Genomic DNA, 14,017 nt, shown 5'->3' on the forward strand with positions numbered 1-14,017 from the left:
CCACGATTCGGGAATAGCTATTATGCTAAGTCTGCCTGGCCGCGCTGGCCTTGGCGGACCCGTCCGGGAAGTCGTCCAGCTGCTGCCGAGGTTTCGATGGACCATCCCGGAGGAAGCAATGACAACAACGGACATATCGGAGGCACGCGCCCTCCACGACCTGACCCCGCGCCAGCGGGTATTCGCGATCGTGGGCGCTTCCTCCGGCAACCTGGTCGAGTGGTTCGACTTCTACATCTATTCGTTCTGCGCGCTGTACTTCTCGGCGGCGTTCTTTCCAAAAGATAATCCTACTACCCAGTTGCTGAATACCGCCGGCATCTTCGCCGCCGGCTTCCTGATGCGCCCGGTGGGCGGCTGGCTGTTCGGGCGCGTCGCCGACCGCTATGGCCGCCGCAACTCGATGATGATCTCGGTGCTGATGATGTGCGGCGGCTCGCTGCTGATCGCGGCGCTGCCGACCTACGCCACGATCGGCACCGCCGCGCCGGCGCTGCTGCTGGTGGCGCGCCTGTTCCAGGGCCTGTCGGTGGGCGGCGAATACGGCACCAGCGCCACCTACATGAGCGAGGTGGCCGAGCCTGGCCGCAAAGGCTTCTTTGCCTCCTTCCAGTACGTGACCCTGATCGGCGGCCAGCTGGCGGCCCTGCTGGTGCTGGGCATCCTCCAGCTGCTGCTGTCGCATGCTGAACTGGTGGCCTGGGGCTGGCGGATTCCCTTCGTGGTCGGCGCCGCCGCAGCCCTGGTCTCGCTCTACCTGCGCCGCTCGCTGCACGAGACCACCACGGAATCGGAGCGCAAGAGCGAGCAGGCCGGCAGCGTCGGCTCGCTGCTGCGCCACCACGGACGCGCTTTCGTGACGGTGCTGGGCTTCACGGCGGGCGGTTCGCTGATCTTCTACGCCTTCACCACCTACATGCAGAAGTACCTGGTCAACACGGTCGGCATGACCACCACCACCGCCAGCCGCGTGATGACGGTCTGCCTGCTGCTCTACATGCTGATGCAGCCGCTGTTCGGCGCGCTGTCGGACCGTATCGGCCGGAAAACCTCGATGATCGCCTTCGGCGGCCTGGCCGCGATCTTCACCGCGCCCATCATGTTCGGATTACGCGGCGTCGGCAGCCCGCTGATGGCCGGGGTCCTGATCATCTGCGCGCTGGCGATCGTCAGTCTGTACACCTCGATCTCGGGACTGGTCAAGGCCGAGATGTTCCCGGTGGAGGTGCGTGCGCTCGGGGTGGGCCTGTCGTATGCGGTCGCCAACGCCATCTTCGGCGGCTCGGCCGAATTCGTGGCCCTGTGGTTCAAGCAGGCCGGCCACGAGCCGTATTTCTACTGGTATGTCAGCATCATGTGCGCGATAGCCTGCGTGGTGGCTCTCTTGATGCCGGACCCGGGCAAGTCGGGCCACCTCAAGTAAACCGCTTCAGGCTGCGCCCAGCAGCATGTCGATGTGCAGGATGCCGTCTTCGTCGTAAGGATCGGAGACGGTGACGAAGCCGAAGCCGGCGTAGAAGCGCTCCAGGTGGGCCTGGGCGCCGATGCGGATCGCGTGGCCCGGATGCAGCTGCCGCGCCAGCGCGATGCCCTGCGCCACCAGCTCGCGTCCGAGGCCGCCGCCGCGCGCGGCCGGACTGGTCACCACGCGGCCGATCGACATCTCCTCGTACTTCGCGCCCGGCGCCAGGCAGCGCAGATGGGCCGCCAGTTCGGGCTTGCCGCCGGCATCGCGCCAGCCCAGCAAATGGTGGGCGCCCGGATCGAGGCCGTCGATGTCGGGGTACAGACAGGCCTGTTCGAGCACGAACACTTCCTGGCGCAGCGCCAGCATTGCGTACAGCTGCGCGGCCGTCAGGTCGGCGAAGCCGTTCCATTGCCAAGTAATCATTTGTTTATTTTGATGAACAATTGTTGATTCAGGCTGCCGTCTCGAAGCCTTCGAGGACGTTGACGACATTAATGCCGAGTTCGGGCACGACCGAGCCGCCTTCGAACACGAACACGGTCGGCAGGCCGAGGTAGCCGATGCGTTCGCCGATACGCAGGAAGTCCGCGCTGGCGAGCATGAAGTGCGAGCGCGGATCGCCGCCGAAGCCGTCGACCCCCAGCGACACGACCAATGCCTGCGGCGCGAACATCGCAATCTTCAGGCAGGCCGACTCCAATGCCGCGAACCACTGGGCGGCGGTGGCGCCGTGCGGCAGCGGCTGGTTCATGTTGTAGCCGAGGCCTTCGCCTTCCCCCAGCTCGTCGGCGTGGCCGAGGTAGAAGGGGTAGTCCTGGCGCGGATCGGCGTGGATCGAAGCGAACAGCACGTCCTTGCGATGATAAAAAATGCTCTGGGTGCCGTTGCCGTGGTGGTAGTCGATGTCGAGGATGGCGACCCGCTGCAGGCCGTCGTCCAGCAGGTGCTGGGCCGCCAGCGCGGCATTGTTCAGGAAGCAGTAACCGCCGAAATAATCGGCGCCCGCGTGGTGTCCGGGCGGACGGGTCAGCGCAAAGCTGCCGTGCTCTCCGAGGCGCAGCGCGTGGGCCGCGTTGACGGCGCAGTCGGCCCCGGTCTTGGCCGCGACCCAGGTGCCGGCGGTCAGCGGCGTGCCATTGTCCATCGAGTACAGGCCGAGGCGCGCCGTGAAATTGTCCGGCTCGACGTCATGGCGCAGCGTGCGGACCGGCCACACGGAAGGGACGGCATCGCGCTCCGCATTGCGCGGGTCGAGCTGCTGCCATTCGCTCCAGGCGCTGCGCAGGAAATGCAGGTAGCGCGGCGTGTGCACCCGCTCCAGCGAGACCAGCGGCACCCCGTGCGGCGTGACGATCCGGCCCAGTCCGCGCCGGCTCAGCTCCGCGACGACGAGGTCGGCCCGCTCGGGCTTTTCCGAACACGGGACCTGCTCGCCACGGAAGATCTCGTGGCGGGCGTGGTGCTGGGCGTGGTGTTCGTTGTAAAAGGTGAGCAAGGCGGGAGTCCTGTGCGATGGCCTGTAACCGTCGAGGTATCAGCTATTACAGCACAGTGTACTGCTGTTATACGCCGCCACGAAATCGTCGAAACTGCCCGTATCGGTCTGCTCGATCTGCGCCTGCTCGGCCAGCGAAGCCTGCGCCATCTCGTCGAACACGGCCACCTCGGCCGGCATCAGCGGTTCGGCGCGGAAGGCTTGCGCGTGCAGCTCGCTCTGCTGCAGGCCGAACCTGGCGAACGAGCCCAGTTCGCGCACCGCTTCCAGCACCTTGTGCGACGGCGTCAGCGCCGGATCCAGCACCTTGGCCTTCTGCGCTTCCAGCGATTCGACGTGCACGCCCTTGTAATTGTGCTCGCTGTCCAGCAGCTCGGCCAGCGGACGGATGCGCTCGATCAGTTCCAGCGCCCAGTCCTTCAATGGCACCTCCTGGTCGTCCCGGGTCAGGGTCAGGTCCGGACGGCGGCCTTCCTTGACGGTGCGGGCGAAGTTGCGGGCGTGGACCTGTCCTTCCATCGCATTGATCTTCGGGCTCTCCTCGAGCGCGCAGAACAGCAGGAAGGCGTCCAGGAAACGGCCGGTTTCGAGCGCGATGCCGACCGGCTCGAACGGGTCGACGTCCAGGCAGCGCACCTCGATGTACTGCACGCCGCGGTTGCACAGCGCCTGCACCGGGCGCTCGCCGGTGCGGATCACGCGCTTCGGGCGGATCGTCGAATAGTATTCGTTCTCGATCTGCAGGATGTTGGTCGACAGCTGGATCCATTCGCCATCCTTCTTGGTGCCGACCTCGGCATACGGCGGATAGGGACGGTTGACCGCGTCCATCAGCGAGGTGACATAGCTTTCCAGGCTGTTCTCGTGCGGCCGCAGGCCGGACTGGGCGTCGTTCTGGTAGCCCAGGTCGCTCATGCGCAGGCTGGTCGCGTACGGCAGGTAGAGGGTGTCGTCGGACAGCGTCTCGAGCTGGTGCGCGCGGCCGCGCAGGAAGCCCTTGGCCAGCGCCGGCGAAGCGCCGAACAGGTACATCAGCAGCCAGCTGTAGCGGCGGAAGTTGCGGATCGTCGCGATATAGCTCTCGGACTGGAAGTCGCGCAGCGCATGGCGGCGTTCTTCCATGATGCCTTCGTTCTGGGCGATCAGGGTCCACAGCTGCTCCGGCAGCGAGTAGTTGTAGTGGATACCGGCAATGCATTGCATGGCCTTGCCGTAGCGCAGCGCCAGGCCGCGGCGGTAGACGTGCTTGAGCATGCCGATGTTCGAGCTGCCGTACCAGGCGATCTCGATCTCGTCTTCCGAGGGCAGGTCGCAGGGCATCGACTGGCTCCACAGCATCTCATTGCCCAGCTTGCTGTAGGCGTAGCGGTGGATCGCGTCCAGGCGGTGGATCGCCAGGCCGATGTCGTGCTCGGCCGGGGTGATGAATTCGAGCAGGGTCTCCGCGTAATCGGTGGTGATCTGCGAATGGGTCAGGGCCGAGCCAAGTTGCACCGGATGAGGCGTGCGCGCCAGGTGGCCCTGGCCGTCGACGCGCAAGGTCTCGCGTTCGATGCCGCGCAGACCCTGCTGCAGCAGACCGCGATGGGCGTCGTCGTCCAGCAGAGCCAGGCGCCTATTCAATTGATTCGACACGGTGTTTCCTTTCTTGTACTGCCGATGAGGTGCAGAGAGTAACCGAAAAACGGCAAGCGCGCCGGGCTCCCCCCAATTCCGCAGGATATGACTATTTTATTAATTATTCGTGACCGGCGCAGGCGTCGGCGCGGCTGCGGGAACGGGCGCCGGCGCCGGCGCCTGGGCGGCGATCCAGCGCCTGACCTGGCGCTCCAGCAGGCCCAGCGGCAGGGGGCCGTTGTCCAGCACGGCGTCGTGGAAGGCGCGGACGTCGAAGCGCTCGCCCAGCGCCGTCTGCGCCTCCGTGCGCAGCGAAGCGATGCGCAGCTGGCCGAGCTTGTAGGCCAGCGCTTCGCCGGGCCGCGCGATGTAGCGGTCGACCTCGACCTCGTTGTCGCCGGTGGGATTGGCGGTGTTCGCGTTCAGGTAGTCGATCGCCTGCTGGCGCGTCCAGCCCAGTGCGTGGATGCCGGTGTCGGCCACCAGCCGCGCCGCGCGCAGCAGCTCGTCGGCCAGGTAGCCGTAGCGCGGGAACGGGTCGCGCAGCAGGCCCAGGTCCGGTCCCAGGCTCTCCGCGTACAGGGCCCAGCCTTCGCCGTAGGCGCCGTACCAGCCGTAGCGCCGGAAGGCCGGCAGCGCGCTGTTCGCCCGCGCGCGCGCGACCTGCAGGTGGTGGCCCGGCAAGCCTTCGTGCAGGGTAAGCGTTTCGATTTCCCACATCGGCCGGGTGTTCAGGCGCGAGGTGTTGATCACCAGCGCCGCCGCGCGGTCCGGGCTGCCGGCTTCGTAATACGCTGCGCCCTGGCCCTCGGCGCCGGCCGCCTGTACCGGCTTGACCGCCAGTTCGTCCTGCGGGATGTTGTTGAACAGCAGCGGCAGATGGCTGGCAATGCGCGCGATGGTGCGCCGGTAGCGGCTCAGCAGGGCGTCGGCGTCGGTGTAGAACAGGCGCGGATCGCTGCGCGCGAAGGCGATGAATTGCGCGAGATTGCCCTTGAAGCCGGTGCGCGACACCAGCGCCGCGATCTCGGCGCGGATCCGGGCCACTTCCTTCAGGCCCAGCGCGTGGATCTCGGCCGGGGCCAGGTCGCTGCTGGTGGCGCTCTTGACCAGGAAGGCGTACCACGCCGCCCCGCCGGGCAGGCTGGAGGCGGCGATGGTCGGCCGCGCGGCGGGCAGGTAGGCGTCGCGGATGAATTCCTCGAGCTGCTGCAGGCTGGGCGCCAGGCCGGAGATGGCGGCCTGGCCGTCCAGCATCAGCTGGTCGCGCACCTCCTGCGGGATGGTGGCGGGCAGGCGGCGGAAGGGTTCGGACAGGGGGCCGTCGTTCAGGTGCTCACGCAGCGCGCGCAACTGGGCCGGCAGGCCGGCCATCGCCGGCTTCGGCGCGGTCCAGCCGGTGCGCATCCCTTCGCGCAGCTGCTCGATGATGCCTTCGATGTGGCGCGGCGCCGCATTCAGGCGCGCGATCCAGGCGCGGTAGTCGCTCTCGGTGACGAAGGGCATCTGCGCGGCCAGCTGCGGCAGGCGGATGTGGATACCGTCGCGCGCCGTGATCGGTTGCGGGTCGAAGGCGACGAAGGCGGCCTGCTGCAGCTGCCTTTCCTTGTCGGCGGCGAACAGGTCGAGGGACAGCTTGTCCTGGGCGCCGAGCTGGCTGCGGTCGAGCTGGCGCGCCAGCTCCAGCATGTGCAGCTCGTGCTCCAGGGCGCGGGCGGCGCCGGCCAGCGAGGTATCGGAAAGGGTGGCGTCGTAGCGGTGGTCGCCGACCGAGGTGGCGAATTCCGGCTGGTGCTTCAGGCGCCACTGCCAGTCGCGCTCGAACAGGGCCTGCGCCTGCTCCTTGGCGCCGTCGGCGGCGCGCGCGCCGGGCGGCGCCAGCAGGATCGCAGCGGCCAGCAGGGAGACGGTGAACAGCGGGAGGGTCAGCCGGGCCGCGAACAGCCGGGGCGCGGACAGTCGAGGCATCGCGGGGCTCCGGGAAGTGGGCGGGTCATTGTAGCAAACCGAGCCGAAGCGCCGCGCGCTCTTATTCAGGTGGCAATCCTGCCGCCGCTGACCCGTTCGATCCCGGCCAGGTCGCGCCAGCTCTGCACCTCGGTGTAGCCGGCGGCGTCCAGCAGGGCGCACACGCCGGCTGCCTGGTCGTAGCCGTGTTCCATCAGCAGCCAGCCGCCGGCAAGGAGGTGGCGCGGGCTGCCCTTGATGATGGCGCGCAGGGCCGACAGGCCGTCCGCGTGGTCGGTGAGGGCGCCGGTGGGTTCGAAGCGCAGGTCGCCCTGGGACAGGTGGGCGTCGCCGGCGGCGATGTAGGGCGGGTTCGAGGCAATCAGGCCAAACCTGTCGTCGGCGTCGCCGGCGTCGAGGGCGGCAAACCAGTCGCTGCGCAGGAAGCGCACGCGGACATGGTGATGTGCGGCATTGCGGCGCGCCACCTCCAGCGCCGCATCGCTGACATCCAGCGCGGTCACCGCCGCATCCGGGCGCGCATGCGCGACGGCCACCGCGATCGCGCCGCTACCGGTGCCCATGTCGAGCAGGCGGCCCTGCGGCGGCAGGCGCTCGATCGCGAGTTCCACGAGCAGTTCCGTGTCCGGGCGCGGGATCAGCACCGCTTCGCTGACCTCGAAATCGAGGCCGAAGAATTCGCGCTTGCCGACCAGGTAGGCGATCGGCTCGCCGGCCAGGCGGCGTCGCACTAATGCCGACAGGCGCGCGGCCTGTTCCGCGTCCAGCGCCTGCTCGGCGCGGGTGATCAGCTGCACGCGGCTCAAGCCGGTCGCGTGGCACAGCAGGATGCGGTTTTCCAGCGGATCGAGGGGCAGGCTCGCCTGCAGCGCGCCGATGGTGGCGCCGGGTTCGATGAGCATCAGCGTGCGCGGCGCGCCAGCACCCAGAGCAGCGCCAGGGTCAGGATCGTGAACCAGACCGCCGACCATTGCGGCACGTTCAGGCCGAGCACCGTGTCCTGGGCCGCTTCGCACAGGCCGTCGGCGCGGAACAGCCAGGGGAGCATGGTCGCGGTCGGGATCTTGTTCAGCACGGTTTCCATCGGATCGATGCCGCAGGAGAAGCCCGGGTGGGCCAGCACGTACAGGTGCTTGCCGACCACGCCCAGCCCGCCCAGCGCGCACAGCAGGGCCAGCGCGCCCAGCGCCTTGATCTTGTCGGCGAAGGCGCCGATCAGGCTGAAGATCGCGATGCCCAGGAACAGGTAGCGCTGGATCACGCACAGCGGGCAGGGCAGCATGTCCTTCACGTGCTGGAGATAGAGAGCGGCGCCGACCAGCGCGATGCTGATGGCGGCGATCAGGAGCAGGGCGTTGCGGTTGCTGGGCATAAAGTATTCCTTGATGACGAATCTTGCGATTCTCGCACGGCCAGACTTAACTTGGCCTGAATCAAACCGGGGTCAGACTCCGGTTTTTGGAAATGTCGCGCAGGCTCTTGCCAAAATCGGGAGTCTGACCCCGGTTTGAGGATGGTCAATCGCCGAGGGCGGCCAGCAGTTCGGCCTGGTGCTCTGCGGACAGGGCATTGGTCAGCTCGTTCAGGTCGCCGTCCATGATCATGTCCAGCTTGTACAGCGTCAAGTTGATGCGGTGATCGGTCAGGCGGCCCTGCGGGAAGTTGTAGGTGCGGATGCGCTCGCTGCGGTCGCCCGAGCCGATCAGGCTTTTACGGGTCGCCGCCTCCTTGCTCTGCTGTTCGCGCAGCTGCACGTCCTTGATGCGCGCGGCCAGCACCTTCATCGCCTGCGCCTTGTTCTTGTGCTGGCTGCGGTCGTCCTGGCACTCGACCACGATCCCGGTCGGCAGGTGGGTGATGCGTACCGCGGAATCGGTCTTGTTGATGTGCTGGCCGCCGGCGCCGGAGGCGCGGTAGGTGTCGATGCGCAGGTCGGCCGGGTTGATCTGCACGTCCTCGACCTCGTCCGCCTCCGGCATCACCGCCACCGTGCAGGCCGAGGTGTGGATCCGGCCCTGCGTTTCCGTGGCCGGCACGCGCTGCACGCGGTGGCCGCCGGACTCGAACTTCAGCTTCGAATACACGCCGTTGCCGATGATGCGCACGATGACTTCACGGTAGCCGCCCAGGTCGGACGGCGATTCCGACACCACCTCGACCTGCCAGCGGTTGCGTTCGGCGTAGCGGGTGTACATGCGCAGCAGGTCGCCGGCGAACAGGGCCGACTCGTCGCCGCCGGTGCCGGCGCGGATCTCGAGGAAGATGTTGCGCTCGTCGTTCTCGTCCTTCGGCAGCAGCATCTTCTGCAGCTCCAGGTCGAGCTGGGCCAGGCGTTCCCTGGCCGACTCGATCTCGTCCTGGGCCAGCTCCTTCATCTCCGGGTCGGACAGCATCTCCTGCGCGGTGGCGATGTCGTCCTGGGCGGTCTGGTACTGGTGATAGACGGCGACCAGCGGACCGAGTTCGGCATGCTCGCGGCTCATCTTGCGGAAGGTCTCCATGTTCGAGGTGGCGCCTTCGGTCGCCAGCAGCTCGTCCAGTTCGACGAGGCGGTTGGCCAGTTGGTCCAGCTTGGCCAGCATGGATGGTTTCATAGTGTTCGGGGCGAAATGGGATAAGACAGGCCGCGCAGGCGGCTCGGGGGCGCGACCGGGGAAGGCCGCGCGACGGGAACACGGGCGCTAACGGCGGCCGCGGAACAGCTGGGGCAGCAGGGCGGCCAGGCGCGCGCGTTCGTCGCCCTGGGCACGGTGCAGGGCCTGTTGCGGGCCGTGCAGGAATTTGGCGGTGAGACCCTTCGACAGCGCGTCGAGCACGGCGTCGACGTCTTCTCCCTTGGCCAGCAGCTTGCGCGCGCGTTCCAGTTCGGCCAGGCGCAGGCTTTCGCTGGACTCGTGCAGGTCGCGGATCACCGGCACCACGGCGCGGTCGCCGATCCAGTGCATGAAGGATTGCACGCGGGTGTCGATGATCGCTTCGGCCTGGGCCACCGCCGCCTGGCGGTGCTCGACGCCGGTGCGCACCACCTCGGCGAGGTCGTCGACCGTGTACAGGAACACGTCGTCGAGCTTGCCGACTTCGGGTTCGATGTCGCGCGGGACCGCCAGGTCGACCATGAACATCGGGCGGTGGCGGCGCGCCTTGATCGCGCGCTCGACCAGGCCCTTGCCGATCAGCGGCAGGGTCGAGGCGGTCGAGGAGATCACGATGTCGTACTGCGGCAGCAGTTCCGGCAGGTCGGCCAGGCGGATCGCGCGGCCGGCAAAGCGCGCGGCCAGGCTCTCGCCGCGTTCGAGCGTGCGGTTGGCGATCGTGATCGATTTCGGCTTCTGGGCCGCGAAGTGGGTCGCGCACAGCTCGATCATCTCGCCGGCGCCGATGAACAGCACGTTCTGCTCGCTGACGGAATCGAAGATGCGCTCCGACAGGCGCACCGCGGCGGCCGCCATCGAGACGCTGTGGGCGCCGATCTCGGTGGTGCTGCGCACTTCCTTGGCCACCGCGAAACTGCGCTGGAACAGCTGGTGCAGATAGGTGCCGAGGCCGCCGGCTTCGTCGGCGACGCGCACCGCGTCCTTCATCTGGCCCAGGATCTGGGCTTCGCCGAGGACCATCGAGTCCAGGCCGGAAGCGACGCGGAAGGCGTGGCGCACCGCGTCATGCTGGGGCAGCATGTACAGGTGCGGACGCAGTTCGGAGAAGTTCAGCCGGTGATAGTCGGCCAGGAAGCGGGCGGACGCGTCGAGCGGGTCGGCAACGTCGCTGGCGGCATACATCTCGGTGCGGTTGCAGGTCGAGAGCAGGGCCGCTTCGTGTTCGCCGCGGCTATTGCTGGGCGGGTCCTGGCGCGCGAACCAGCCGCGCGCCGCCTGCACCGCCTGGCCCAGATGCTCGGGCGCCAGCGCCAGTTGCTCGCGCAGCGAGACCGGTGCGGTGTTGTGATTCAGGCCGACGGCGAGCAGTTGCATGGGTGGTCAAAAAATGGGCAGCGCGCCCATTATACCCCGATGGCGCAAGCGTTTCACGCCCCCAGCTTTTCCAGCCGGTACCCGTAGCTGTACACCGGCACCAGGCGGAAACCGTTCTCCGGACGCAGGCGCAGCTTGTTGCGCACGCGCGAGACGTGGGTGTCCATGGTGCGCGAAGGCACGGCGGTTTCGCGCACCCAGATCGATTCGTGGATGTAGGCGCGCGACAGCGGACGGCCGAGGTTGCGGAAAAACAGCAGCGCCAGGTTGAATTCCTTGTGCGTGACGTCGATCGCCTCGCCGCCCATGGTCAGGCGACCCGGACGGGTTTCAAAGGTATAAGGACCGAATTGCAGCTGTTCGGCGCCGTTCTGCGAGGGATAGGCCCGGCGCAGCAGGGCCTGCACCCGCGCCACCAGTTCGCCGCGGCGCAGCGGCTTGACCAGGTAGTCGTCGGCGCCGGCGGTCACGCCGGACACGATATCGTCTTCGGACGCGCTGCCGGCCAGGAACATGGTCGGGGTATTCGGCGCCATCTTTTCCTTGGCGCGGCGCAGCAGTTCGGCGCCCGGGACGTCGTTGATCTGCCAATCCATGATCAGGAGATCGGTGCTGTCCTTGCGCAGCTGGCCCAGCAATTCCTTGCCGCTGTCGAAGGCTTGGCACTGGTGCCCGGCGCCAGACAGTACCTGGCAGATCAATTCGGCCTGGGAAGTATCGTTATCCAGTACTGCAATTCTCATGATGAAGCGGTCTCGACAGGTGGGACTACAAGCAATTTTGTTGTAGGATCGATCCTACAACTTATTACCGAATATAGCAGATTTTTTAAAATCAAAGCTACATATGCTTCAGATAAATTTACATTTTCGTTGGGGAATAACGTCACAGCCGTGACAGCCCGCCTGCACGGCCCGGGCTACACTGTCCTTACGAAAGCAAATCGGGGAATGCAATGCTGAAGAAGCTGTTCAAGAAAAAGGGTCACGGGAGCGCGGTGACGCTGTTGCCGATGTCGGGCGACGACATCGGCCGGGTGCGTGAGCGTTGCCGGATGCTGGTGCGCAAGCGCGCGGCGATTTCCGCCGGCATCTCGGCGGTGCCGATCCCCGGCATCGACATGGTCGCCGACCTCACCAGCTTCGCCTCGATGGTCGAGGACATCAACAAGGATTTCGGGCTCACGCCCGCGCAGATCGAGGCGCTGCAGCCGCACATGCGGGTCGTCACCTACCAGGCGATGGCGGCGCTCGGCGGCACGCTGGTCGGCAAGATCGTGACCAAGGAGCTGGTGCTGAAACTGTTACAGAAGTCGGGAGCGAAGCTGGCGGCCAAGTCGGCCACGAAAATCGTGCCGCTGGCGGGGCAGATCGCCTCCGCGGCGATCGGCTTCGCGCTGTTTCGCCAGATGGGCTACCAGCACGTGGAAGCCTGCGCCAGGGTGGCGCAGGAGGTGGGACAGGCGGCGGACAAGCTGCACCCGGCCTGAAGGCGGCCGGGGCGGGAGATCAACCCGGGCTCAGGCGTCCGGCAGGACCACGTTGACGTCGAGGACTTCCAGGTTGCCCTGGCGGTCCAGCGAGATCTTGATGTCGTCCGCGTTGACCTTGGTGTACTTCGAGATCACCTCGATCAGCTCGCGGTGCAGGGCCGGCAGGAAATCCGGGCCGCCGGCACGGCCGCGTTCGCGGGCGATGATGATCTGCAGCCTTTCCTTGGCCGCCGTGGCGCTTTTCTGATTCTTCGGAAACAGGAATGAGAGCAGGGGCATGTCACTTTGCTCCGAATAAACGCTGCAGCAGGCCGGGTTTTTCGTAGTTGGTGAAGCGCAGCGGGATCTCTTCGCCGAGGAAGCGCGCCACCACATCCTGGTAGGCCTGGGCGACGTCGGTTTCCTTGAAGTGGATGGCCGGGTTGCCCTGGTTCGACGCGTGCAGCACCGCTTCCGATTCCGGGATGATGCCGATCATCGGAATGCGTAGGATTTCCTGCACGTCCTGGTAGGACAGCATTTCGTCGTTTTCCACGCGGCGCGGCGAGTAGCGCGTGATCAACAGGTGTTCCTTGACCGGTTCGCCGCCGCTCTGGGCGCGGCGCGACTTGGCCTGCAGGATGCCGAGGATGCGGTCGGAGTCGCGCACCGACGACACTTCCGGGTTGGTGACGATGATCGCCTCGTCGGCGAAGGTCAGGGCCATCAGCGCGCCGTGCTCGATGCCGGCCGGCGAGTCGCAGATGATGAATTCGAAGTCCATCTTGACCAGGTCGTTGAGCACGCGCTCGACGCCGTCTTCGGTCAGGGCGTCCTTGTCGCGGGTCTGCGAGGCCGGCAGGATGAACAGGTTGTCGCAATGCTTGTCCTTGATCAGCGCCTGGGTCAGCGTCGCTTCCTTGTTGACCACGTTGATCAGGTCGTACACCACGCGGCGTTCGCAACCCATGATCAGGTCCAGGTTACGCAGGCCGACGTCGAAGTCGATGACGACGGTCTTGTGGCCGCGCAGTGCCAGGCCGCTCGCAAAGCTCGCACTCGAAGTGGTCTTGCCCACACCGCCCTTACCGGACGTTACAACGATAATTCTTGCCATGAAAATTAAAGGTCCTATTCAGTATCTGGTCAGTGCTGGGGGGATCGAGCAAGCTCAGGCGCGGCTCGCCGAACCCAGCGATGATATATCGATTCGGTCGCCGACCAAACGGATTTGTGCCGGCTGGCGCGACAGTTCGGCCGGAAAACCTTCGTCGAAGGTGCGGTACACGCCCGCGATCGACACCAGTTCCGGCTGCATTGACAGCGCGAAGATGCGCGCCTCCGCATTGCCCGAGGCGCCGGCCAGGGCACGGCCGTGCAGCGGCGCATACACATGGATGCTGCCGTCCGCGATGAGCTCGGCGCCGTTGTTTACCACCGCAGTGATGATCAGGTCGGTGCCGCGTGCATAGATACGCTGGCCGGCGCGCACCGGGGTGTCGACGATCATGGCCTGGGCCGGCACCGCCGGCGCGGGGGCCGGTGCAGGAGCAGGAGCAGGAGCAGGGGCGGGCACCGGGGCGGCGCTCGGCGCGGCCGGGGCTTCCTCGCGTGCGGCCGGGGTCCGCGCCACGCCGCTCGAGCCGTCGTCCAGGAACAGGCCGTGGGCGCGGATCGCCGCGTGCAGCGCGGCCGGGGCGCCGCGCACCGCGACCGCGTTCAGGCGGTAATTCTTCAGCAGCGCCACCAGGGCCGGCCAATCGACCTGCGCGGCGTCGTCGGCGATGCCGGCGACGTCGATGACGGCGAATTCATCCTCGAAAAAGTCCGATACCCCACCGGTCATCTGCTTGAGTGCGGCGTCGATCGCGATCGGATCGGCCGAATGCAGGATGGTCGAAATCGCCACGACCGTGGAAATCTTTATTTCGATGGGTAAGGAGCTCGGGCTTTTGGACATAAAACGTTCTGGTTGGAACTAGCCCGTGCATTCTACTGTGAAAGTTCCTCGAAAGGTAAAGGGTTTAGGC

At 66.6% G+C, this 14,017-nt stretch carries 14 protein-coding genes; 2 read left to right on the forward strand and 12 right to left on the reverse strand.

The genetic code is table 11. The features are described 5' to 3' along the window. Window positions 1-118 precede the first annotated feature (118 nt). Complete coding sequence (locus AM586_RS15615; protein WP_052234306.1) at window positions 119-1,423, forward strand: MFS family transporter; 1,305 nt, start codon at window positions 119-121, stop codon at window positions 1,421-1,423. A gap of 6 nt (window positions 1,424-1,429) precedes the next feature. On the opposite strand, the gene AM586_RS15620 is transcribed toward AM586_RS15615, so the two are convergent. The 9 genes from AM586_RS15620 to AM586_RS15660 all read right to left on the reverse strand — a co-directional run bounded on the left by AM586_RS15620 (window position 1,430) and on the right by AM586_RS15660 (window position 11,259). Next, on the reverse strand, window positions 1,430-1,891 hold the full coding sequence (locus AM586_RS15620; RefSeq protein WP_052234305.1) for a GNAT family N-acetyltransferase: 462 nt from the start codon (window positions 1,889-1,891) through the stop codon (window positions 1,430-1,432). A 28-nt stretch (window positions 1,892-1,919) separates the two neighbouring features. Then, window positions 1,920-2,963, reverse strand: coding sequence for a histone deacetylase family protein (locus tag AM586_RS15625; protein WP_052234304.1), 1,044 nt, complete (start codon window positions 2,961-2,963; stop codon window positions 1,920-1,922). Between the two features lie 39 nt (window positions 2,964-3,002). Further along, entirely contained in the window at window positions 3,003-4,598 is a 1,596-nt protein-coding gene (gene gshA, locus AM586_RS15630; RefSeq protein ID WP_052234303.1) for a glutamate--cysteine ligase, read from the reverse strand. Window positions 4,599-4,697: 99 nt separating this feature from the next. Further along, a complete protein-coding gene (locus AM586_RS15635) occupies window positions 4,698-6,548 on the reverse strand; it encodes a DUF885 family protein (protein WP_052234302.1) in 1,851 nt (616 codons plus the stop codon). A gap of 65 nt (window positions 6,549-6,613) precedes the next feature. Continuing rightward, window positions 6,614-7,450, reverse strand: coding sequence for a peptide chain release factor N(5)-glutamine methyltransferase (gene prmC / locus AM586_RS15640; RefSeq protein ID WP_052234301.1), 837 nt, complete (start codon window positions 7,448-7,450; stop codon window positions 6,614-6,616). Further along, window positions 7,450-7,920, reverse strand: coding sequence for a disulfide bond formation protein B (locus tag AM586_RS15645; RefSeq protein ID WP_052234300.1), 471 nt, complete (start codon window positions 7,918-7,920; stop codon window positions 7,450-7,452). Before AM586_RS15645 ends, prmC begins: the two co-directional genes overlap by 1 nt. Before the next feature lie 145 nt (window positions 7,921-8,065). Continuing rightward, entirely contained in the window at window positions 8,066-9,142 is a 1,077-nt protein-coding gene (prfA, locus tag AM586_RS15650) for a peptide chain release factor 1 (protein WP_052234299.1), read from the reverse strand. An 87-nt stretch (window positions 9,143-9,229) separates the two neighbouring features. Beyond that, on the reverse strand, window positions 9,230-10,516 hold the full coding sequence (hemA, locus tag AM586_RS15655) for a glutamyl-tRNA reductase (protein ID WP_052234298.1): 1,287 nt from the start codon (window positions 10,514-10,516) through the stop codon (window positions 9,230-9,232). Window positions 10,517-10,569: 53 nt separating this feature from the next. Continuing rightward, window positions 10,570-11,259 (reverse strand): response regulator transcription factor, encoded by a 690-nt coding sequence (locus tag AM586_RS15660; RefSeq protein WP_052234297.1) that lies wholly within the window; start codon window positions 11,257-11,259, stop codon window positions 10,570-10,572. A 212-nt stretch (window positions 11,260-11,471) separates the two neighbouring features. On the opposite strand from AM586_RS15660, the gene AM586_RS15665 reads away from it, so the two are divergent. After that, a complete protein-coding gene (locus AM586_RS15665) occupies window positions 11,472-12,005 on the forward strand; it encodes a DUF697 domain-containing protein (protein WP_052234296.1) in 534 nt (177 codons plus the stop codon). A gap of 30 nt (window positions 12,006-12,035) precedes the next feature. Here AM586_RS15665 and minE read toward each other — a convergent pair whose 3' ends face one another. Genes minE through minC form a run of 3 tightly spaced genes read right to left on the reverse strand, consistent with a single transcriptional unit; the run spans window position 12,036 to window position 13,947 of the window. Beyond that, the gene (gene minE, locus AM586_RS15670) at window positions 12,036-12,287 is read right to left on the reverse strand and encodes a cell division topological specificity factor MinE (RefSeq protein ID WP_052234295.1); all 252 of its coding nucleotides are present in this window, start codon (window positions 12,285-12,287) and stop codon (window positions 12,036-12,038) included. Window position 12,288: 1 nt separating this feature from the next. Beyond that, window positions 12,289-13,104, reverse strand: a complete 816-nt coding sequence (gene minD / locus AM586_RS15675) for a septum site-determining protein MinD (RefSeq protein WP_052234294.1) — start codon at window positions 13,102-13,104, stop codon at window positions 12,289-12,291. A gap of 54 nt (window positions 13,105-13,158) precedes the next feature. Beyond that, complete coding sequence (gene minC, locus AM586_RS15680) at window positions 13,159-13,947, reverse strand: septum site-determining protein MinC (RefSeq protein WP_060566604.1); 789 nt, start codon at window positions 13,945-13,947, stop codon at window positions 13,159-13,161. Between the last annotated feature and the right edge of the window lie 70 nt (window positions 13,948-14,017).

Source organism: Massilia sp. WG5, assembly GCF_001412595.2.
Lineage (GTDB): Bacteria > Pseudomonadota > Gammaproteobacteria > Burkholderiales > Burkholderiaceae_D > Telluria.